The sequence below is a fragment of the Burkholderia guangdongensis genome, from assembly GCF_013403875.1.
Lineage (GTDB): Bacteria > Pseudomonadota > Gammaproteobacteria > Burkholderiales > Burkholderiaceae > Burkholderia > Burkholderia guangdongensis.
Genome location: NZ_JACBNX010000017.1, coordinates 192,832 through 212,151, shown reverse-complemented (window position 1 = coordinate 212,151; position 19,320 = coordinate 192,832). Strand labels below are relative to the sequence as shown.

General features: G+C 69.4%; 19 protein-coding genes. 2 read left to right on the top strand and 17 right to left on the bottom strand.

The window, feature by feature from the left end; all coding sequences use genetic code 11:
- Positions 1–65: 65 nt before the first annotated feature.
- The 8 genes from HZI36_RS17910 to mltG form a co-directional block, all read right to left on the bottom strand.
- Positions 66–1,250 (bottom strand): mechanosensitive ion channel family protein, encoded by a 1,185-nt coding sequence (locus HZI36_RS17910; RefSeq protein WP_179404063.1) that lies wholly within the window; start codon positions 1,248–1,250, stop codon positions 66–68.
- 95 nt (positions 1,251–1,345) lie between these two features.
- The gene (locus tag HZI36_RS17905; RefSeq protein ID WP_179403990.1) at positions 1,346–1,702 is read right to left on the bottom strand and encodes a Rap1a/Tai family immunity protein; all 357 of its coding nucleotides are present in this window, start codon (positions 1,700–1,702) and stop codon (positions 1,346–1,348) included.
- 76 nt (positions 1,703–1,778) lie between these two features.
- Positions 1,779–2,486, bottom strand: a complete 708-nt coding sequence (locus tag HZI36_RS17900) for an ankyrin repeat domain-containing protein (protein ID WP_179403989.1) — start codon at positions 2,484–2,486, stop codon at positions 1,779–1,781.
- Positions 2,487–2,549: 63 nt separating this feature from the next.
- Entirely contained in the window at positions 2,550–3,329 is a 780-nt protein-coding gene (locus tag HZI36_RS17895) for a TatD family hydrolase (protein ID WP_179403988.1), read from the bottom strand.
- Positions 3,330–3,394: 65 nt separating this feature from the next.
- The gene (locus HZI36_RS17890; RefSeq protein ID WP_179403987.1) at positions 3,395–3,898 is read right to left on the bottom strand and encodes a GNAT family N-acetyltransferase; all 504 of its coding nucleotides are present in this window, start codon (positions 3,896–3,898) and stop codon (positions 3,395–3,397) included.
- A 31-nt stretch (positions 3,899–3,929) separates the two neighbouring features.
- A complete protein-coding gene (locus HZI36_RS17885; RefSeq protein WP_179403986.1) occupies positions 3,930–4,976 on the bottom strand; it encodes a DNA polymerase III subunit delta' in 1,047 nt (348 codons plus the stop codon).
- A gap of 95 nt (positions 4,977–5,071) precedes the next feature.
- Positions 5,072–5,692 carry a dTMP kinase gene (gene tmk, locus HZI36_RS17880; protein WP_179403985.1) on the bottom strand — a complete coding sequence of 207 codons (621 nt, stop codon included), beginning with the start codon at positions 5,690–5,692 and terminating at the stop codon, positions 5,072–5,074.
- Position 5,693: 1 nt separating this feature from the next.
- Positions 5,694–6,704 (bottom strand): endolytic transglycosylase MltG, encoded by a 1,011-nt coding sequence (gene mltG / locus HZI36_RS17875; protein WP_179403984.1) that lies wholly within the window; start codon positions 6,702–6,704, stop codon positions 5,694–5,696.
- A gap of 78 nt (positions 6,705–6,782) precedes the next feature.
- On the opposite strand from mltG, the gene ygfZ reads away from it, so the two are divergent.
- Both ygfZ and HZI36_RS17865 read left to right on the top strand, forming a co-directional pair.
- On the top strand, positions 6,783–7,820 hold the full coding sequence (gene ygfZ / locus HZI36_RS17870; RefSeq protein ID WP_179403983.1) for a CAF17-like 4Fe-4S cluster assembly/insertion protein YgfZ: 1,038 nt from the start codon (positions 6,783–6,785) through the stop codon (positions 7,818–7,820).
- An 83-nt stretch (positions 7,821–7,903) separates the two neighbouring features.
- Complete coding sequence (locus HZI36_RS17865) at positions 7,904–8,749, top strand: NRDE family protein (RefSeq protein WP_179403982.1); 846 nt, start codon at positions 7,904–7,906, stop codon at positions 8,747–8,749.
- 45 nt (positions 8,750–8,794) lie between these two features.
- Here the strand turns inward: HZI36_RS17865 and HZI36_RS17860 are convergent, their stop codons facing one another.
- The 9 genes from HZI36_RS17860 to HZI36_RS17820 form a co-directional block, all read right to left on the bottom strand.
- A complete protein-coding gene (locus HZI36_RS17860) occupies positions 8,795–9,754 on the bottom strand; it encodes an alpha/beta hydrolase (protein WP_179403981.1) in 960 nt (319 codons plus the stop codon).
- 8 nt (positions 9,755–9,762) lie between these two features.
- Positions 9,763–10,761, bottom strand: coding sequence for an NADP-dependent oxidoreductase (locus tag HZI36_RS17855; RefSeq protein WP_179403980.1), 999 nt, complete (start codon positions 10,759–10,761; stop codon positions 9,763–9,765).
- A gap of 96 nt (positions 10,762–10,857) precedes the next feature.
- Positions 10,858–11,337: a PaaI family thioesterase gene (locus tag HZI36_RS17850; protein WP_179403979.1), complete on the bottom strand. Its 480-nt coding sequence runs from the start codon at positions 11,335–11,337 to the stop codon at positions 10,858–10,860.
- The gene (locus HZI36_RS17845) at positions 11,337–11,648 is read right to left on the bottom strand and encodes a Dabb family protein (RefSeq protein ID WP_179403978.1); all 312 of its coding nucleotides are present in this window, start codon (positions 11,646–11,648) and stop codon (positions 11,337–11,339) included. Before HZI36_RS17845 ends, HZI36_RS17850 begins: the two co-directional genes overlap by 1 nt.
- Before the next feature lie 130 nt (positions 11,649–11,778).
- Positions 11,779–13,179 carry a diguanylate cyclase gene (locus HZI36_RS17840; protein WP_179403977.1) on the bottom strand — a complete coding sequence of 467 codons (1,401 nt, stop codon included), beginning with the start codon at positions 13,177–13,179 and terminating at the stop codon, positions 11,779–11,781.
- A gap of 276 nt (positions 13,180–13,455) precedes the next feature.
- Complete coding sequence (locus HZI36_RS17835; protein WP_179403976.1) at positions 13,456–14,634, bottom strand: acetyl-CoA C-acyltransferase; 1,179 nt, start codon at positions 14,632–14,634, stop codon at positions 13,456–13,458.
- A 44-nt stretch (positions 14,635–14,678) separates the two neighbouring features.
- The gene (gene pncA / locus HZI36_RS17830; RefSeq protein ID WP_179403975.1) at positions 14,679–15,308 is read right to left on the bottom strand and encodes a bifunctional nicotinamidase/pyrazinamidase; all 630 of its coding nucleotides are present in this window, start codon (positions 15,306–15,308) and stop codon (positions 14,679–14,681) included.
- A gap of 65 nt (positions 15,309–15,373) precedes the next feature.
- On the bottom strand, positions 15,374–17,458 hold the full coding sequence (locus tag HZI36_RS17825; protein WP_179404062.1) for a 3-hydroxyacyl-CoA dehydrogenase NAD-binding domain-containing protein: 2,085 nt from the start codon (positions 17,456–17,458) through the stop codon (positions 15,374–15,376).
- Positions 17,459–17,661: 203 nt separating this feature from the next.
- Entirely contained in the window at positions 17,662–19,299 is a 1,638-nt protein-coding gene (locus HZI36_RS17820) for a 3-(methylthio)propionyl-CoA ligase (protein WP_179403974.1), read from the bottom strand.
- Positions 19,300–19,320 lie beyond the last annotated feature (21 nt).

The following is a 19,320-nucleotide window of genomic DNA, read 5'->3' as shown; positions in this document are numbered from 1 at the left end:
GCGGCGGCGCTCCGGCTGCGGTCCGGCTGTAATCCGGATGCGATCCGACCGCTCCCGGACGCGCGTCAGCGCCCGTCCGCGGCCTTCGGATCGGCCGCGGTGTTCGCCGCGGTGTTCGCCGCACTGCTGGCGGCGGGCATCGGCATCGGCGAACGCTCGAACGACGGCGCGCCGGCTTCCGATTCGTGCGGGAACAGCTCGGTGCGGCTGCGCGGCAGGCACTGCGGATGATTCGTCTGAATATAGGTGATCAGCCCTTCGCGCACCCGGCAGCGCAGATCCCAGCACTGCGACGAATCGGCCGCGCTGACGAGCACGCGCAATTGCATCGTGCGCTCGGTCGTGTCGGTCACCTGCAGCACCTGCACGCGGCCGTCCCATTCGGGCGCGCCGCCGACGATCCGCGCGAGTTCGTCGCGCAGCGGCGCGAGCGGCATCCGGTAGTCGACGAACAGGAACACGGTGCCGATGATCTGCGAACTGTTGCGCGTCCAGTTCGCGAACGGATTCTCGATGAACCACTGCAGCGGCACGATCAACCGGCGCTGGTCCCACAGGCGCACCGACACGTACGTGCCGGTGATTTCCTCGATCCGCCCCCACTCGCCCTGGATCACGACGACGTCGTCGAGACGGATCGGCTGCGTGAGCGCGATCTGCAGGCCCGCGATCAGGTTGCCGAGCACCGGCCGCGCGGCGATGCCGGCGACGAGGCCCGCGACGCCCGCCGACGCGAGCAGGCTCGCGCCGATCTGGCGCACGTTCGGAAACGTCATCAGCGCGGCGCCGGTGCCGACGATCACGATCACGGCCATCACGGTGCGCGCGAGCACGCGCGCCTGCGTATGGACCCCGCGCGCGTGCAGGTTGTCGGCGGTATCGATCGGATGCGCGGCGATCACCGCGTCGCCGATCCCGGCGACGAGCCGCACGAGCAGCCAGGTCAGCGACGCGATCGAGCCGACGGCCGACGCGGTGCGCATGCCGCGCACGAACGGCACGCCGTCGTCGGCCTGCAGCCACACGAATTCGAGCCCGAGCAGCGCGAGCGCGACGAGCGACGGCTTGTCGACGTAGCGCAGCACGATGCTGGTGGTGGGGTACGGGCTCGCGATCCGTTTCACGATTCGCGCACCAATCCGGTGCACACCCGCGAGCACGAACATGACAATCAGCGACACGGCGAGCGCGCCGAGCCACGCATGAAGCGGCGAATCGGAAATGTGCCGCAGGTCCTCGATCGAAATCATCAATGGCAAAACAGCTTCGTTGCTTGGCGCGCGAGCGCGCGCCCGTGGCGCCGTGGGCGCCGCCGGGCGACGCGCGCCCGGTCGGGCAGGTCAGATCAGCGGTCGCCCTTGCACGGGAACGCCTTGCCGAGGCCGAGCGCCACGGCGGTGCTCGCGTTGTAGTCGGCGAGCTTCGGATTTTCGGCGACGAACTTGCGCACCGCATCCGTCATCTGCTGCGTCCGGATGTCGGGCGGCAGGCAGAAATACTGGCCGACGCGCGGCCCGGTCGTGCCGCCGATCGCGTCGATCGTGTTGTAGACGCCGTCCGCGGCGCCGGCGATGTAGGCTGCGCACGACGCCCGCGACTTGACGTCCGTCTTCGCGCAGAGTCGGTCGAGGTCGGCGCCCGTGAAGGCAGCCGCCGTCAACGGGACGGCGAGCGCCGCGGCACAAAACATGGCCCGCAACATGATGTTCCTTATCTCATATGCGGCCCTGGGGCCGCCTGCCCGATCCCGGCGCGACCCCCGTCACGCCGGCAAACCGTCATTGTGCACCCTTTTGCGCACCGGCCGGCGCCGATGCGCCGATTCGCACGGTGCGCTTCGACAGAATCTCGACCGCGTCGGGTGCCTTGTAGTGCTTCGCGAATTCGAGCGCGGTGATGCCGAGCTGATTCTTCACGGCCGGATCGGCGCCCTGGTCGAGCAGCAGCGTGACCGTCGAGCCGTGATCGCCGCGCGCGGCCATCATCAGCGGCGTCGTGCCGTTCGGCGACGCGGTGTCGATGTACGCGGAATGGTCGAGCAGGATCTTCACGACATCGTCGTGGCCGTTCGTCGCCGCGTAATGCAGCGGCGCCCAGCCCTTCTTGTTGACTTCGGCGCCCTTGTCGATCAGCAGCGTCACGAGGCCGGTGTCGCCGTTCAGCGACGCGAGCATCAGCGCGTTCTCGCCGGCCTTGTCCTCTTTCTCGAGATCGACGTTCGGCGCGGCGGCGAGCGCGGCCGCGACCTTGTCGGACTTCTCGCGCGCGGCGACCACGATCAGCGGATCGCCGTTCGACGCGACCGTGTTCGGATCGAGGCCATTCTTCAGCTGCTTGCCGATGTCGGCGATGTCGTCGAATTTGACCGCCTTCACGATCGCATCGAGCGATTCCGCGTGCGCGCCGGCGGTCGCGAACAGGCTGCCGGCGACGAGCGCCGCGGCGGCGAGCGCGCGCAGCGTCGGATGGTTGATCGGCTTCGTCATGATGATGGGCTCTCCTTCCCCTGGATTATCGGTGTTTCCGCGGTTTTTCCTGCTCTGCGCCGCTCAGCGGGCAATCTTGAACAGCCGGAAAAAGTTCTGCGTGGTCGCATCGGCGAGCGCGTCGTCGGACATCGCGCGCTGCGCGGCGATAAAGCGTCCGACATGGCTGACGTACGCAGGTTCATTCGGCTTGCCGCGATACGGGACCGGCGCGAGGTACGGCGAATCGGTTTCGATCAGCAGCCGATCGAGCGGCACGCGGCGCGCGACGTCCTGCACGTCGGTCGCGCTCTTGAACGTGACGATGCCCGACAGCGAAATGTAAAAATTCTGCGCGAGCGCCTGCTCGGCGACCGCCCACGGCTCGGTGAAGCAGTGCATCACGCCGCCCGGCACGCCCGCGCGCTCCTCGGCCATGAGCCGCAGCGTGTCTTCCGACGACGCGCGCGTGTGGACGATCAGCGGCTTGCCCGTCGCGTGCGCGGCGCGGATGTGCGTGCGGAAACGCTCGCGCTGCCATTCCATGTCGGCGATCGAGCGGCCTTCGAGCCGGTAGTAGTCGAGCCCGGTCTCGCCGATCGCGACGACCTTCGGATGCGCGGCGAGCTCGACGAGCTCCGCGAGCGTCGGCTCCTGCGCATCCTCGTGATCCGGGTGCACGCCGACCGACGCGAACACGTTGTCGTGCGCTTCGGCGATCGCGAGCACGTCGGGCAGCGTTTCGAGGTCGACGGACACGCACAGCGCATGCGTGACCGCGTGCTCGCGCATGTTCTCGAGCACGGCGGGCAGCCGGTCGGCGAGGCCCTTGAAGTTGATGTGGCAGTGTGAATCGACAAACATGATGTTCCCTGGTGACGCTTGCGTCGTGTACGTTTCGTCTACGTTCCCTCTACGTTCCGTCTACGTTAAGCGGCGTCGAGCCGCTTGCCGACGATCACGAGATCGCGCTCGACGCCGTCGAGCACCGCGACGCGCGGCAGATGCCCCCAGCGTTCGAAGCCGAAGCGCGCGAAGAGTTTCAGGCTCGGCGCGTTGTGGCCGAAGATGAAGCCGAGCGCGGTATCGATGTCGAACTCTCTCGCGCGCGACAGCGCCGCGTCGAGCAACCGCGTGCCGAGCCCCTTGCCGCGCGCGGCGTCGTCGAGATAGATGCTGATCTCGGCCGTGTGCCGATACGCGGGCCGGCCGTAGAAATCGGAGAAGCTGAGCCACGCGATCACGCGCCCCCCTTCCTCGACGACCCACAGCGGGCGCGTGCGCGGACCGTGCGCGGCGAACCACGCGCGCCGGCTGTCGACGCTGACCGGCTCGAGATCGGCCGTGACCTGGCGCGACGCGACCGTCGAATTGTAGATGGCGACGATCGCGGGCAGGTCGGCCTCGGTTGCGTCGCGATAGAACGGGCTCATCGCATTTCACTCCGGAAGAACGGTCTGGCGCTCACGCGAACAGCTCGCGATAGCCGAGGAACAGCTCCTCGAACACGAGCCGCGCATTGAGCGGATGATTCTCGACCGCGCGCTGCCGCCCGACGGTCTTCATGAAGCGCGCGAACGCGTTCGCGTCGAGCGCCGCCGCGCAGCGCGCGAGCGCCGCCGCCTGGCCCGGAAAATAGCGCGGCGCGCCCGCCATCCGCTGCGCGAGCAGATCGTACAGCCAGCGCTGCAGCCAGCCGAGCACGAGCGGCACCGGCAGCTTCTGCAGATTCTCGCCGCACGCGAACGGATCGCAGCCGGCGCCCGCCGCGAGCTGGCCGAGCGTGAAATCGCGCAGCGGCCGGTTCTCGTCGCTCGCGAGCGCGAGCGCCGCGAGCGGCGCGCCGCCCGCCTCGGCGAGCAGCGCCGGCGCGTCGTCGACGCCCTGCGCGGCGAGCCACGCGGCGGCCACGTCCGGCGCCGGCACCGTCATCGGCCACTGCCGGCAGCGGCTGATGATCGTCGGCAGCAGCCGGTCGATGCGCGCCGACGCGAGCAGGAACACGACGCCCGAGGGCGGCTCCTCGAGCGTCTTCAGCAGCGCGTTCGACGCGGCGACGTTCAGCGCCTCGGCCGGATACAGCACGACGACGCGCGCGCCGCCGCGATGCGACCCGACGCCGCAGAAATCGAGCAGCGCGCGCACCTGCTCGATCTTGATCTCCTTGCTCGGCGCGCTTTTCTTCTTGCCGCCTTCATCGGCGTCGGCGGCCTTCGCGGCGGCCTCGTCGGCGGCGGCGCCGTCCGCTCGGCCCGCCTCGCCCGCGAGCGCCTCGGGCAGCACGATCCGGTAGTCCGGATGGTTGCCCTGCTCGAACCACGTGCACGCGGCGCACGCGCCGCACGGCTCGCCGTTCGGCTGCGGCGCCTCGCACAGGAAGCCCTTCGCGAGATGCTGCGCGAAGCGCAGCTTGCCGATCCCGGCCTGGCCATGCAGCAGCAGCGCATGCGGCCATTGCGCGCGCAGCTGCTGCAGGCGGTTCCAGTCGTCGGTCTGCCACGGGTAGATCATTTCGTGCGTCCTCTCGGCCTCCGCCGGGCCGCCCCAAGGCGGCCGAGCGCCCCCTCGGGGGGCAGCGAACATAGTGAGCGTGGGGGTTGTTTCATTTACAGCTGGGCGAGCACGTCGTCGAGCTGACGGCGGATCGCGGGAATCGTCTTCGTCGCGTCGACGATCGCGAAGCGGTGCGGCGCCTCCTCCGCACGCCGCAGATACTCGGCGCGCACGCGCGAGAAGAACGCGTCCGACTCGCTCTCGAACTTGTCCGGCGCGCGCGCGGCGCCGCGCCGCCCGCTCGCGACGTCCGGCGCGACGTCGAACAGCACGGTCAGGTCCGGCTGGAAGCCGCCCTGCACCCAGCGTTCGAGCGTCTCGAGCTTGTCGCGCGGCAGCCCGCGGCCGCCGCCCTGGTACGCGAACGTCGCGTCGGTGAAGCGGTCGGACACGACCCAGTCGCCGCGCGCGAGCGCGGGCTCGATCACCCGCGCGAGATGCTCGCGACGGCCCGCGAACATCAGCAGCGCCTCGGTCTCGAGATCCATCGGCTGATTCAGCACGATCTCGCGCAGCGTCTCGCCGAGCGGCGTGCCGCCCGGCTCGCGCGTGACGACGATCTGCCGCCCGGCCTGCGCGAGCTTCGCTTCGAGCCGCTCGCAGAACCACGTCAGATGCGTGGTCTTGCCCGCGCCGTCGATCCCTTCGAACGTGATGAATGTGCCGCGCGCCATGTTATTGCTGCCCTCGTATGTATTTGTCGACCGCTTTGTTGTGATCGTCGAGCGTCGTGGAGAACACGCTCGACCCGTCGCCCTTCGCGACGAAATAGAGCGCGCTCGTCGCCGCCGGATGAATCGCCGCCTGCAGCGACGCCACGCCGGGCAACGCGATCGGCGTCGGCGGCAGTCCGTGACGCGTGTAAGTGTTGTAAGGCGTGTCGGTCTGCAGATCGTGCTTGTGCAGGTGGCCGTCGTACGCGGCGCCGAGCCCGTAGATCACCGCCGGGTCCGTCTGCAGCGGCATCCCCGCCCGCAGCCGGTTCGCGAACACCGCCGCGACGAGCGCGCGGTCGGCCGCGTGCCCCGTCTCCTTCTCGACGATCGACGCGACCGTCAGCGCCTCGTAAGGCGTCTTGTACGGCAGCCCCGGCGCGCGCGCGGCCCACGCCTCGTCGAGCCGCGACTGCATCAGCCGGTACGCGCGCCGGTAGATGCTCAGGTCGATCGTGCCCTTGTCGAACAGATAGGTGTCCGGGAAGAACAGCCCCTCGCCGCTGCCGTGCGCGACCATGCCGTCCGGCGCGCCGATCGCGCGCAGCAGATCGGCGTCGCTCATCCCGGCCGACGCGTGCACGAGATCCGGATTCGCGTCGAGCTCCGCGCGCATCCGCTTGAAGGTCCAGCCCTCGATCACGGTCGCGACCGCCTCGTTCACGTCGCCGCGCGCGATCTTCTGCAGCACGTCGTACGGCGTGATGCCGGTCTTGAACTCGTAGTTGCCGGCCTTCAGCCGGCTCGACAGGCCGAGCAGCCGCGTCATCGCGACGAACCCGTGGGGCGCGATCGGCACGCCGCCGTGCTTCAACTGCAGCGCGACGCTGCGCACGCTGCTGTACGGCTTGATCGTGACGTCGAGCGACGCGGCGCCGAGCAGCAACGGCCGGGTGGCCCAGTAATACCCGCCGGCGGCCGCCGTCGCGATGGCAAGCACCGCGACGGCGGCGCATTTCTTCAGTAGGGACATGCGAAACGTAACCTTGGCAAGGCCCATATAATAGCTGTTCGCCTTCGCCAAAGTCAGGATTGACTGCTCCCTTATTCCATGAGCACACCGATTGCTTCAACGGCCTCGCCGGCCGCGGCCGCCGCCCCGCTTCCCGTTCTGCCCCGTCCATCCGACGCCGAATTCGCGGCGCCGGGCGCGTTCATGCGGCTCGACCAGTTCGGCGTGATCGACGTCGCCGGCGACGACGCCGCGACGTTTCTGCACAGTCAGCTGACGAACGACATCGAGCATCTGGACGCCGCGAGCGCGCGGCTCGCCGGCTACTGCTCGCCGAAAGGCCGCTTGCTCGCGTCGTTCCTCGCGTGGCGCGCCGGCCACGACGTGCGTTTGCTCGTGTCGAAGGACGTGCAGGCCGCCGCGCAGAAGCGGCTGTCGATGTTCGTGCTGCGCGCGAAGGCGAAGCTCACGGACGCGAGCGGCGCGCTCGCGGTCGTCGGCTTCGCGGGCGACGTGCGCGGCCCGCTGTCGGGCATCTTCGACGCGCTGCCGGATGGCGTGCACGTGAAGGTCGACGGCCCCGCCGGCGTGCTGATCCGCGTGCCCGACGCGGCCGGCCGGCCGCGCTATCTGTGGATCGGCGCGCGCGCGGACGTCGACGCGCGCCTCGCCGCGCTCGACGGCCGCTTGACCGCCGTGTCGCCGGCGGTGTGGGACTGGCTCGACATCCGCGCCGGCGAAGCGCGAATCACGCAGCCGGCCGTCGAGCAGTTCGTGCCGCAGATGGTGAACTTCGACGTCGTCGGCGCCGTCAATTTCCGCAAGGGCTGCTACCCGGGCCAGGAAGTCGTCGCGCGCAGCCAGTACCGCGGCACGATCAAGCGCCGCACCGCGCTCGCGCACGTCGCCGGCGACACCGGCGCCGTGCATGCCGGCATCGAGCTGTTCCACAGCGACGATCCGGGCCAGCCGTGCGGGATGATCGTCAACGCGGCGCACGCGCGCGCGGGCGGCGTCGACGTGCTCGCCGAGATCAAGCTCGCGGCGCTCGACAGCGGCAGCGTGCATCTCGGCGCGGCCGACGGCCCGGCGCTCGCGTTCGAGCCGCTACCTTACGCGTGGCCGTCCGAAGCCTGACGCGCCGCCTTTTCCGCTCTTTCTGTTTCCGCGCGCCGGCCTTCGCGGCCGGCGCCCCCAGATCCCAGCGAGGGACTCGCCCGATGTGTCTGATCGTGTTCGACTGGCAGCCCGATGCGGCCGCCGGCCCCGTCTTCACCCTGACCGCCAACCGCGACGAGTTCTTCCGCCGCACGAGCGCGCCGCTGTCGTGGTGGGAGGATGCGCCCGGCGTGCTCGCCGGCCGCGATCTCGAAGCCGGCGGCACCTGGCTCGGCGTGTCGCGTGACGGCCGCTTCGCCGCGCTGACGAACTACCGCGCGCCGTTCGACATCCGCGCGGGCGCGCCGTCGCGCGGCAAGCTCGTGTCCGGCTTCCTGAGCGACCAGCCGGTCGCGCCGCTCGACTATCTCGCGCGGCTGTCCGGCCAGGCGGCGATGTACAACGGCTTCAACCTGCTCGTCGGCGACTTCAGGCGCCGCGAGCTCGCGTGGTTCTGTAACCGGCCGGCCGAGGGCGCGAGCGCCGTCGAGCCGCCGATGCTCGTGCCCGCGGGCGTGCACGGGCTGTCGAACGCGCGGCTCGACACGCCGTGGCCGAAGCTCGTGCACAAGCGGATGGAGCTCGGCACGCTGCTGACCGACGACCCGGTGCCGCCGCTCGACGCCCTGATCGAGATCATGCGCGACCCGCGCGTCGCCACCGACGACGCGCTGCCGCACACCGGCATTCCACGCGAGCGCGAACGCGCGCTGTCGGCCGCGTTCATCGAAACGCCCGAGTACGGGTCGCGCGGCACCACCGCGCTGCGGGTCACGATGAAGGAAGGCGTGCGCGCCACGGTCGACATCAAGGAGCGCTGCGACGACGACGGCTCGCACCGGCTCGTCCGCCCCGGCGCGTTCGAGCGCGTGTTCACGTTCGACATCGACGCGGCGCGCGCGCGCTGAGCCGCGCTGAGCCGCGCTGAGTCTCGCTCGAGGCGCGCGCGGCCGTCACGCGTCGTCGAACGCCGCCTTCAGCGCCGCGACCGCGTCGGCATGCGCGTGCCGCACCTCCGGCACGTAGCCACCCATCTTGAAGAATTCGTGGATCATGCCCGGATAGCATGTCAGCGTGACGGCATTGCCGTCCGCGCGCAGCTTGTCCGCGTACGCGGCCCCTTCGTCGCGCAGCGGATCGTATTCGGCGGTCGCGATCCATGCGGGCGCGACGCCCGCGAACGATGGCGCGCCGCGCATGCCGTCGAGCGGCGCGAAGCGCCAGTCGTCGCGGTCCGACGGATCGCGCAGATACTGCGAGAAGAACCACTGGATCGTGTCGTGCGACAGCAGATAGCCGTTCGCGAGCGCCGCGTGCGAACCGGTCTGCTGATAGCCGGTGACGCCCGGATAGATCAGCAACTGCAGCGCGAGCCGGATGCCCGCGTCGCGCGCGAGCACCGCGCAGACGGTCGCGAGCGTGCCGCCCGCGCTGTCGCCGCCGACCGCGAGCCGGCTCGCGTCGATCCCGAACGCGCTCGCCTCGCGATGCAGCCAGCGCAGCGCGTCGTCGGCGTCGTCGACCGCGGTCGGGAACTTGTGCTCCGGCGCGAGCCGGTAGTCGACCGAGAACACCGCGCACCGCGCGTCGTGCGCGAACGTCCGGCACAGCGCGTCGTGCGTATCGACGCTGCCGACCGTGAAACCGCCGCCGTGGTAATAGACGAGCGCCGGCATCGGCTCCGCGAGGCTCGGCTCGACCGGCTGATACAGCCGCGCGCCGATCGAGCGGCCATCGCGCGTCGGCACCGTGCAATCCTCGACCGTATGCATCGGTGCGTCGGCGACGTCGAGAATCGGCGCGCTCTTCTCATATGCGGCGCGCGCGGCCTGCGGCGTCTGCTCGTGATAGGACGGACGTTTCGCGCGCTCGATCATGTCGAGCACCTGGGCGACTTTCGGATTCAGCGGCATCGGATCGATCAGACGAGCTGCACGATCTGCTTGCCGAAGTTGCGGCCCTTCAGCATGCCGAGGAACGCGTCGGGCGCATTCTCGAGTCCGTTCGCGACCGTCTCGCGGTAATGCAGCTGCTGGGTCGCGACGAGTTCGCTCAGCTCCTTCAGCGCGGGCGGCCATGCGTCCGGAAACTCGGACACGATGAAGCCCTGGATCATCAGCCGCGAGCGCAGGATCAGCGCCGGATGCGTCATCGGCGTCGGCGCGCCGTCGTACGCGGCGATCATCCCGCACAGCGCGATCCGGCCGAACGCGTTCATCCGCGCCATCGTCGCGTCGAGCACCGCGCCGCCGACGTTCTCGAAGCAACCGTCGACGCCGTCCGGCGTCGCGGCCTTCAGGTCCTCGTAGAGCCGGCCGGCCTTGTAGTCGACGCATGCGTCGAAGCCGAGCGTGTCGACGACGTAGCGGCACTTGTCCGGGCCGCCCGCGATGCCGACCGCGCGGCAGCCGGCGCGCTTCGCGAGCTGGCCGACGACCGTGCCGACCGGGCCGCTCGCGGAGCTGACGACGATCGTCTGCCCGGCCTTCGGCTGGATGATCCGGTTCAGGCCCGTCCACGCGGTCACGCCCGGCATTCCGACGACGCCGAGATACGCGGACAGCGGCACGCGCGACGCGTCGACCTTCTGCAGCCCCTTGCCGTTCGACGTGCCGTACTCCTGCCAGCCGAACATGCCGAGCACCTTGTCGCCGGCCGCGAATTTCGGGTTGCGCGACTCGACCACCTCGCCGACGGTCGCGCCGATCATCACCTCGTTCAGCGGCTGCGGATCCGCATACGATTTCGCGTCGCTCATGCGGCCGCGCATGTACGGATCGAGCGACAGGAAATGGTTACGCACGCGCACCTCGCCGTCTGCGAGCGGCGCGAGCGGCGTCTCGACGAGACGGAAGTTGTCGACGCTCGCCTCGCCTTGCGGGCGCGATACGAGCAGGATCTGCCGATTCACTGCGGTCATTGCTTGTCTCCTTCGAGGTGCCTGCCGGCACCGGATATGAAAAAGCCCCGCGTTGCCGGCGGGGACGCATTCGATGTCAACGGATGATGCGTCAGGCTAGGCGTCGCTCGGGCCCGGATGCGCGTCGGGCGCGCTCCGCGAGCGCTGCCGCCTGATCTCGCGGCCCACCGCGAGCCGCTTCAGATACTTGAACGTGCCGAGCGCCTTCGCGACGAAATGGCCCTCGCTGTCGAGCACCTCGCCTTCGCAGTACGCCATCGTCGTCGAGCGGTGCATCACGCGGCCGAACGCGCGCAGCTCGCCGCGCCCGGGCTGCATGAAGTTCACCTTCATCTCGATCGTGACGACGCCGACGCCGTCTTCGCTGAGACTGCGCGCGGCCATCGCGAGCGCGGTGTCGGCGAGCGTCATCGTCACGCCGCCATGCGCGACGCTCCAGGTGTTCATGTGACGCTCGGCGAGCGGCAGCAGGATTTCGCAGCGGCCGTCCTTCGCGTCGACGATCCGCACGCCGAGCTGATCGACGAACGGGCTCTCGATCGCCGGCGGGTCGGCCGGCATCGTCGCGTCGGTCATCACGCCTGCTCGACGACGTAGTCGACGGCCTCGCGGCTCTCGCGCACCGCGCCGACGAATTTCTTCAGCTCCTCGTGGAACGGATGCACCTGGTACGCGTCGAGCGCGGCCTTGTCCGCGAAGTCGGACACGAGCACGACGTCGTACGTCGAGTCGAGGCCGGGTGCCGCGATGCCCGCTTCGAGATGCAGGATGCCGGGCACGATGTCGCGGCAGGCTTCGAGCCGCTCCTTCAACGTCTGCGCATTCTGCGCGCGCGTCGCGCCTTCCGCGGATTCCTTGAGCTTCCACATCACGATATGTCTGATCACGCCGATAACTCCGATTCACATGAATTGCCCGGCAAGCCGGGCCGAACGACAAGCCTATCAAACTTGCCGCCCGAATGGACCCCTGTTGCGCGGACCTCTGTTGCGCGGCCTGACCGGATCGCCGCGCCGCTCACGCGGCCACGACGCGATTGCGCCCTTCGCGCTTCGCCCGGTAGAGCCGCTCGTCGACGGTCCGCAGCAGCGCGTCGACGGTGCCGCCATCGAGCCCGTACTGCGCGACGCCGACGCTGATCGTCACCTGCACGCGCCGGAAGTCGAGGCCGAACGGCGCGCTCGCGATCGTCGAGCGCACGCGCTCGGCGGTCATGCGCGCGCCTTCGAGCGACATGTCCGGCAGCAGCGCCATGAACTCCTCGCCGCCGACACGCGCGAGCCCGCCCTGCGGCCGGATCGCGCCGATGCAATGCCGGACGACGCCGCGCAGCACCTCGTCGCCGATCTGATGGCCGTACGCGTCGTTGATCGTCTTGAAGTTGTCGAGGTCGAACGCGAGCAGACTGAACGGCGTGCCGTCGTCCGCCGAGCGCTGAATCTCGCGCTCGACCAGCGCGATGAAGCGGCGCCGGTTCGATGCACCGGTCAGCGGATCGGTCGCGGCGAGATAGTCGAGCTTCTGGTTCGTGCGCCGCAGCTCCTGCAGCGCGCTTTCGGTACGCGCCATCGATTCCGCGAGACGCCCCATCAGATCCTGCTGGCTGTAGATCGCGCCGAACGAGCGCGTCGTCTCGAGCGCCTGCACGACGCCGTAGCCGAGCAGGAAGAAGCCGCCCGCGAAGATCACGTGCGCGAGCCACCACATGTGATTCCACGGCTTGCCGAGCAGGAACGCGAGCGACGACAGCGCGAACGCAGTGATCGACATGCCGTAGATCGTCATCAGCGGCGAGCGGATGCGCCGAGCGAGCAGCACCGCGACGTTCAGCGTCGACAGCGCGAGCGCGCCGCCCTCCATCGACAGCCGCGTGCCGAGCGCGCCCGCGATCGGCGACAACGCGATGCACGCGACCGCGACGTCGATCGCGACGAACACCGCGAGCCACGGCAGCCACGTGCGCGGGTCGATCCGCTTCTCGATGCGCTCGGGCGGCCGCGAATACGACGCGGCGCCGACCAGCAGCAGCGCCGACATCGCGAACCGCGACGCGGGCCCGTACAGCAGGAACAGCCACATCGCGTGATGTGCGAGGCCGGTGAACGCGCCGTGCAGCGCGTAGATCGCGACGAAGCCGGCAAAGCCGAGCGTGAGCCAGCGCAGCAGCGGCTCGCCGGACGACCGGTAGCAGCACCAGGTCACGTACGCGACGAACGCGCCTTCGAGCGTCGCGAACGCGATCGCGATTTCGTGGAACAGATGGCTTTCGAACGTCAGGCCGGGATCGCCGAAGAACCACAGGTAGGCGATCAGATACGCAGGCAGCAACGCGAAGCCGGCCACCACGCAGTTCGCATAAATGCGTGCGACGGTGCCAACCACGCGCGGCGGCTCTCCAGCGACAAGGCTCGAGCTCACTTCGGACTCCCCGATCCCCCTGTGATTGACATGCCGAAGACGCCTTCCGACACCCGGTCGTGTTCGCGGTGTGCCGCGTCCGTCGGCTCGAAGCGCGCGGCGCGTGCGACCGAAAGGCAATTGTCAGAGCTAAGTATAGGCGGGGCGACTCGTTTGACAAGTCAGGGGAAACAGTACGAGGAATATCGCTGGATTGTGTCACGCTGGCCGCAAGCCGCGGTGCATGGTGGGGAAAGACGCGCCGGGCGGCCGGCATGCGGCCGCCCGGCCGATCGATCAGACGATTTCGAACAGGCCGGCGGCACCCTGCCCGCCGCCGATGCACATCGTGACGACCGCATACTTCACGCCGCGGCGCTTGCCTTCGATCAGCGCGTGGCCGGTCAGGCGCGCGCCCGACACGCCGTACGGATGGCCGACCGCGATCGCGCCGCCGTTCACGTTGAGGCGGTCCGCCGGGATCCCGAGCGTGTCGCGGCAATACAGCACCTGCACCGCGAACGCTTCGTTCAGCTCCCACAGACCGATGTCCTCGACCTTCAGCCCCGCGCGCTTGAGCAGCTTCGGCACCGCGAACACCGGGCCGATCCCCATTTCGTCCGGCTCGCAGCCGGCGACCGCGAAGCCGCGGAAAATGCCGAGCGGCTGCAGCCCTTCCTTCTGCGCGACGTCGGCGCTCATCACCACGCACGCGGCGCCGCCGTCCGAGAACTGGCTCGCGTTGCCCGCGGTGATCACGCCGCCCGGCACCGCCGGGCGGATCTTCGACACGGCTTCGAGCGTCGTGTCCGCGCGGATCCCTTCGTCGGCCGACACCGTCACTTCCTTCGTGACGAGCTGGCCGGTCGCCTTGTCGGCCACGCCCGCGCGCACGGTGATCGGCGCGATCTCGGCGTTGAACAGGCCCGCGGCCAGCGCGGCCGCCGCGCGCTGCTGAGACTGCACGCCGTACTCGTCCTGGCGCTCCTTCGCGATGCCGTAGCGCTTCGCGACGTTCTCGGCCGTCTGCAGCATGTTCCAGTAGATCTCGGGCTTGTGCTCGAGCAGCCAGCTTTCGTGAACCATGTGGCGGTTCATCTCGTTCTGCACGCACGAGATCGATTCGACGCCGCCCGCGACGTACACGTCGCCTTCACCGGCGATGATCCGCTGCGCGGCGAGCGCGATCGTCTGCAGGCCCGACGAGCAGAAGCGGTTCACGGTCATCCCCGGCACGTCGACCGGCAGGCCCGCGCGCAGCGCGATCTGGCGCGCGATGTTGGCGCCCGTCGCGCCTTCGGGGTTCGCGCAGCCCATGATCACGTCCTCGACGCGCGCCGGGTCGATCTTCGCGCGCTCGAGCGCGGCCTTCACCGCGTGGCCGCCGAGCGTCGCGCCGTGCGTCATGTTGAACGCGCCACGCCACGATTTCGCGAGCGGGGTACGCGCGGTCGATACGATTACGGCTTCCGTCATCTGAGTCTCCTGACTGCTTTTCCAGAATTGAGTGAGTGAATGCGCTACGCCGTCGGGCGCGCGCCGGCCGACGTGACACGCGCCACGCCCGCCGCCTGCATCTGTTCCCATGCTTTCGCGAGCGACCCGTCGAGGTCGATCGCGCGGCACGCGTCTTCGATCACGGCCGCGTCGAAACCCGCCGCGCGCGCACCGAGCGCGGACCACGCGACGCAGAAATCCGTCGCGAGCCCGCAGCACCACACGCGCTTCGCGCCGAGCTCGCGCAGATAACCGGCGAGCCCGGTCGGCGTGCCGTCGGCCTCGGCGAATGCCGAGTAGCTGTCCACCTGTGCGTCGTGGCCCTTGCGGATCACAGCACGCGCGTGCGGCACGTTAAGGTCGCGATGCAGCGCCGCGCCGTCGGTGTGCTGCACGCAATGGACGGGCCACAGCACCTGCTCGCCGTACGGCAGCGTGGCCATCGAGAACGGCGCCGCGCCCGGATGGTTCGCCGCGAACGACACGTGGCCGCGCGGATGCCAGTCCTGCGTGAGCACGACCTGCTCGAACCGCGCGGCAAGCGCGTTGATCACGGGCACGACCGCATCGCCGTCCGGCACCGCGAGGGCGCCGCCGGGCATGAAGTCGTTCTGCACGTCGATCACGAGCAGTACATCGTCGGTGCGTTTCATCGCCTTTCCTCGCCGGCCCGGGTCGGCGCGCCAGCGCGCCAGCACGTGACCCGGGCCCGATGCCGTCAGCCGTTGAACCCGCGGCCGGCCTTCGCCAGCTCGACGATCGACGGCGCGATTTCCCACGCGTCGCCGTTCGGCGCGGCCGCATAGCGGCGCATCGCACGCTCGACGTTGTAGAGGCCGACCGTGTCCGCGTACAGCATCGGGCCGCCGCGCCACAGCGGGAAGCCGTAGCCGGTCAGGTAGACCATGTCGATGTCGGACGCCTTCGACGCGATCTTCTCCTCGAGGATCTTCGCGCCTTCGTTCGCGAGCGCGAACACCAGGCGCTCGACGATCTCGGCATCGCCGATCTTGCGGCGCTCGATGCCGTTCTCCTTCGAGTACGCGACGATCATCTCGTCGACCAGCGCCGACGGCTTCGCCTTGCGGTCGCCCGGCGCGTAGTCGTACCAGCCGCCGCCCGTCTTCTGGCCGAAGCGGCCGAGCTCGCACAGCCGGTCGGCGACCAACGAGTACTTCATGTCCGGATACTCGAGCGCGCGGCGCTTGCGGATCGCCCAGCCGATGTCGTTGCCGGCGAGGTCGCTCATCCGGAACGGGCCCATCGCGAAACCGAACTTCTCGATCGCGCGGTCGACCTGCGCGGGCAGCGCGCCTTCGTCGAGCATGAACAGCGCCTGGCGGATGTACTGCTCGATCATCCGGTTGCCGATGAAGCCGTCGCAGACGCCCGACACGACGGCCGTCTTGCGGATCTTCTTCGCGAGCGCCATCACGGTCGCGAGCACGTCCTTCGCGGTCGCGTCGCCGCGCACCACCTCGAGCAGCTTCATCACGTTCGCGGGGCTGAAGAAGTGCATCCCGACGACGTCCTGCGGACGCTTCGTGAACGCGGCGATCTTGTTCACGTCGAGCGTCGACGTGTTCGACGCGAGGATCGCGCCCGGCTTCGCGACTTCGTCCAGACGCTTGAACACCTGCTCCTTCACGCCGAGTTCCTCGAACACCGCCTCGATGATCATGTCGGCGTTCTTCAGATCGTCGTACGACAGCGTCGGCGTGATCAGCGCCATCCGCGCGTCGAGCTTCTCCTGCGTGAGCTTGCCCTTCTTCACCTGCGCGTCGTAGTTCTTGCGGATCGTCGCGATGCCGCGGTCGAGCGCTTCCTGCTTCGTCTCGAGCAGCGTGACCGGAATACCCGCGTTCAGGAAGTTCATCGTGATCCCGCCGCCCATCGTGCCCGCGCCGATCACCGCGATCTGGCGGATGTCGCGCAGCGGCGTGTCGGACGGCACGTCCGGAATCTTGCTCGCCGCGCGCTCGCCGAAGAACGCGTGGCGCAGCGCGCGGCTCTCCGGCGTCTGCACGAGCGCGAGGAAGCCCGCGCGCTCGTCGACGAGGCCCTGGTCGAAACCGTTCAGCACGCCGGACTCGATCGCGTCGATGCACTTGTGCGGCGCCGGGTAGTTCGCGGCCATGCCCTTCACCGTGTTGCGCGCGAACTGGATGAAGCCGGCCGCGTTCTCGTGGACGATCTTGCGGTCGCGCACGCGCGGGTGCGGGCCCGCCTGCGCGCCGACCTTCTGCGCGAACGCGACGGCCGCCGCGAGCAGGTCGCCGTCGGCCATCTCGTCGAACAGGCCGCTCTTCGCGAGCTTCTCGGACGGCACCGGCGCGCCCGACACGATCATGTTCAGCGCGGGCTCGAGGCCGATCGCGCGCGGCAGACGCTGCGTGCCGCCCGCGCCCGGCAGGATGCCGAGCTTCACTTCCGGCAGCGCGATCTGCGCGCCGGGTGCGGCGATGCGGTAGTGCGCGCCGAGCGCGAGCTCGAGGCCGCCGCCCATCGCGACGCTGTGAATCGCCGCGACGACCGGCTTCGCGCTGCCTTCGACCGCGCGGATCACGGTGTGCAGCGACGGCTCCTGCAGCGCCTTCGGGGTGTTGAATTCGGTGATGTCGGCGCCGCCCGAGAAGGCGCGGCCCGCGCCCGTCAGCACGATCGCCTTCACGGCCGGATCCTGCGCCGCACGATCGAGCCCGTCCATGATGCCGGCCCGCGTCGACAGGCCAAGCCCGTTGACGGGCGGATTGTTGAGCGTGATGACGGCGACGCCGTCGCGAGTCGAGTAATCCACTGCCATCTGCCTGTCTCCATACGTGACGCCCGCCACGACGGCGAGCGCTTCAGTCCAGTCATTGTGCGCGGTCATACGAGCGCGTGTCCAAACGAACAGCAGGCAGCATACATCAAAAAAGAACGGTCGTTCAATTTAAAATGCGCGCCGGCCCTCGGGGCCGCATTGGGGCCGCATCGGGGGGACATCGCGCGGTGAACGCGTGACGGCTATTCGACCACGTTCGGCAGCACGAAGTTGCGGAACGTCTCGCGCAGCTTCAGCTTCTGCAGTTTGCCGGTCGCCGTGTGCGGCAGCGATTCGACGAACACGACGTCGTCCGGAATCCACCACTTCGCGACCTTGCCCTGATAGAACGCGAGCAGCTCGTCGCGGGTCACCGCGGCGCCGTCGCGCTTCACGACGACGAGCAGCGGCCGCTCGGTCCACTTCGGATGCGCGCACGCGATGCACGCGGCCTCCGCGACCGCCGGATGCGCGACCGCGACGTTCTCGACGTCGATCGAGCTGATCCACTCGCCGCCGGACTTGATCACGTCCTTGCTGCGGTCGGTGATCTGCAGGAAGCCGTCCGGATCGATCGTCGCGACGTCGCCGGTCGGGAACCAGCCATCCGCGAGCGGCGACGCGTCGCCGTTGAAGTAGCGCTCGACCACCCAGTGGCCGCGCACCTGCAGCTCGCCGAACGCGGTGCCGTCCCACGGCAGCGGCCGGCCGTCGTCGCCGACGATCCGCATGTCGATCCCGTAGATCGCGCGCCCCTGCTTCTCGAGCAGGCGCCGCCGCTCGTCGAGCGGCCGCCGCGACTGCGCCTCGTTCAGCGTCGCGAGCGTGCCGAGCGGCGACAGCTCGGTCATCCCCCACGCGTGGATCACGCGCACGCCGTATTCGTCCTCGAACGTGCGCAGCATCGCCGGCGGGCACGCGGAGCCGCCGATCACCGTGCGTTTCAGCGTCGAGAAGCGCAGCCCGGCCTCACGCACGTGCGCGAGCAGCCCGAGCCAGACCGTCGGCACGCCGGCCGAGAACGTCACGCGCTCGGCCTCCATCAGTTCGTACAGCGACTTGCCGTCGAGATCCTTGCCGGGCAGCACGAGCTTGCCGCCCGTCAGCGGCACCGCGTACGGCAGCCCCCATGCGTTCACGTGGAACATCGGCACGACCGGCAGCACCGCGTCCGTCGACGACAGGTCCATCGCGTCCGGCAGCGCCTCGCCGTACGCGTGCAACACGGTCGAGCGATGCGAGTACAGCACGCCCTTCGGGTTACCGGTCGTGCCCGACGTGTAGCAGAGCGCGCACGCGTGCCGTTCGTCGAGAAGCGGCCAGTCGTATGCGCCGTCCTCGGCATCGACGAGCGTTTCGTAACAGAGATACGGCGTCGCGCCGGACGGCAGGTGCGCGGCGTCCGTCATCGCGATCCAGCCCTTCACGTTCGGGCATTGCGGCGCGACCGCGTCGACGAGCGGCGCGAAGCTGATGTCGAACAGCACGTAGCGGTCGTCCGCGTGATTGACGATGTACGCGATCTGCTCGGGAAACAGGCGCGGGTTGATCGTGTGGCAGACGGCGCCCATCCCGCTGATCCCGTAATACGCCTCGAGATGCCGGTAGCCGTTCCACGCGAGCGTGCCGACGCGCTCGCCGTCGCCGACGCCGAGCCGGCCGAGCGCCTGCGCGAGCTGCTTCGCGCGCCGCTCGCAGTCGCGATAGGTGTAGCGATGGACGTCGCCCTCGAGCCGCTTCGACACGATCTCGACGTCGCCCGCGAAGCGCGCCGCATGCGCGATCAGCGACGACACCAGAAGCGGCATCTCCATCATCTGGCCCAGCAACGGCTTGCCCATCGTCTCTTTCTCCGTGAAGGA

What these genes read in the sequence shown, in the direction of transcription:
- HZI36_RS17910 (WP_179404063.1), bottom strand. Translation starts at nt 1,250, where the DNA reads ATGATTTCGATCGAGGACCTGCGGCACATTTCCGATTCGCCGCTTCAT.
- HZI36_RS17905 (WP_179403990.1), bottom strand. Translation starts at nt 1,702, where the DNA reads ATGTTGCGGGCCATGTTTTGTGCCGCGGCGCTCGCCGTCCCGTTGACG.
- HZI36_RS17900 (WP_179403989.1), bottom strand. Translation starts at nt 2,486, where the DNA reads ATGACGAAGCCGATCAACCATCCGACGCTGCGCGCGCTCGCCGCCGCG.
- HZI36_RS17895 (WP_179403988.1), bottom strand. Translation starts at nt 3,329, where the DNA reads ATGTTTGTCGATTCACACTGCCACATCAACTTCAAGGGCCTCGCCGAC.
- HZI36_RS17890 (WP_179403987.1), bottom strand. Translation starts at nt 3,898, where the DNA reads ATGAGCCCGTTCTATCGCGACGCAACCGAGGCCGACCTGCCCGCGATC.
- HZI36_RS17885 (WP_179403986.1), bottom strand. Translation starts at nt 4,976, where the DNA reads ATGATCTACCCGTGGCAGACCGACGACTGGAACCGCCTGCAGCAGCTG.
- tmk (WP_179403985.1), bottom strand. Translation starts at nt 5,692, where the DNA reads ATGGCGCGCGGCACATTCATCACGTTCGAAGGGATCGACGGCGCGGGC.
- mltG (WP_179403984.1), bottom strand. Translation starts at nt 6,704, where the DNA reads ATGTCCCTACTGAAGAAATGCGCCGCCGTCGCGGTGCTTGCCATCGCG.
- ygfZ (WP_179403983.1), top strand. Translation starts at nt 6,783, where the DNA reads ATGAGCACACCGATTGCTTCAACGGCCTCGCCGGCCGCGGCCGCCGCC.
- HZI36_RS17865 (WP_179403982.1), top strand. Translation starts at nt 7,904, where the DNA reads ATGTGTCTGATCGTGTTCGACTGGCAGCCCGATGCGGCCGCCGGCCCC.
- HZI36_RS17860 (WP_179403981.1), bottom strand. Translation starts at nt 9,754, where the DNA reads ATGCCGCTGAATCCGAAAGTCGCCCAGGTGCTCGACATGATCGAGCGC.
- HZI36_RS17855 (WP_179403980.1), bottom strand. Translation starts at nt 10,761, where the DNA reads ATGACCGCAGTGAATCGGCAGATCCTGCTCGTATCGCGCCCGCAAGGC.
- HZI36_RS17850 (WP_179403979.1), bottom strand. Translation starts at nt 11,337, where the DNA reads ATGACCGACGCGACGATGCCGGCCGACCCGCCGGCGATCGAGAGCCCG.
- HZI36_RS17835 (WP_179403976.1), bottom strand. Translation starts at nt 14,634, where the DNA reads ATGACGGAAGCCGTAATCGTATCGACCGCGCGTACCCCGCTCGCGAAA.
- pncA (WP_179403975.1), bottom strand. Translation starts at nt 15,308, where the DNA reads ATGAAACGCACCGACGATGTACTGCTCGTGATCGACGTGCAGAACGAC.
- HZI36_RS17825 (WP_179404062.1), bottom strand. Translation starts at nt 17,458, where the DNA reads ATGGCAGTGGATTACTCGACTCGCGACGGCGTCGCCGTCATCACGCTC.
- HZI36_RS17820 (WP_179403974.1), bottom strand. Translation starts at nt 19,299, where the DNA reads ATGGGCAAGCCGTTGCTGGGCCAGATGATGGAGATGCCGCTTCTGGTG.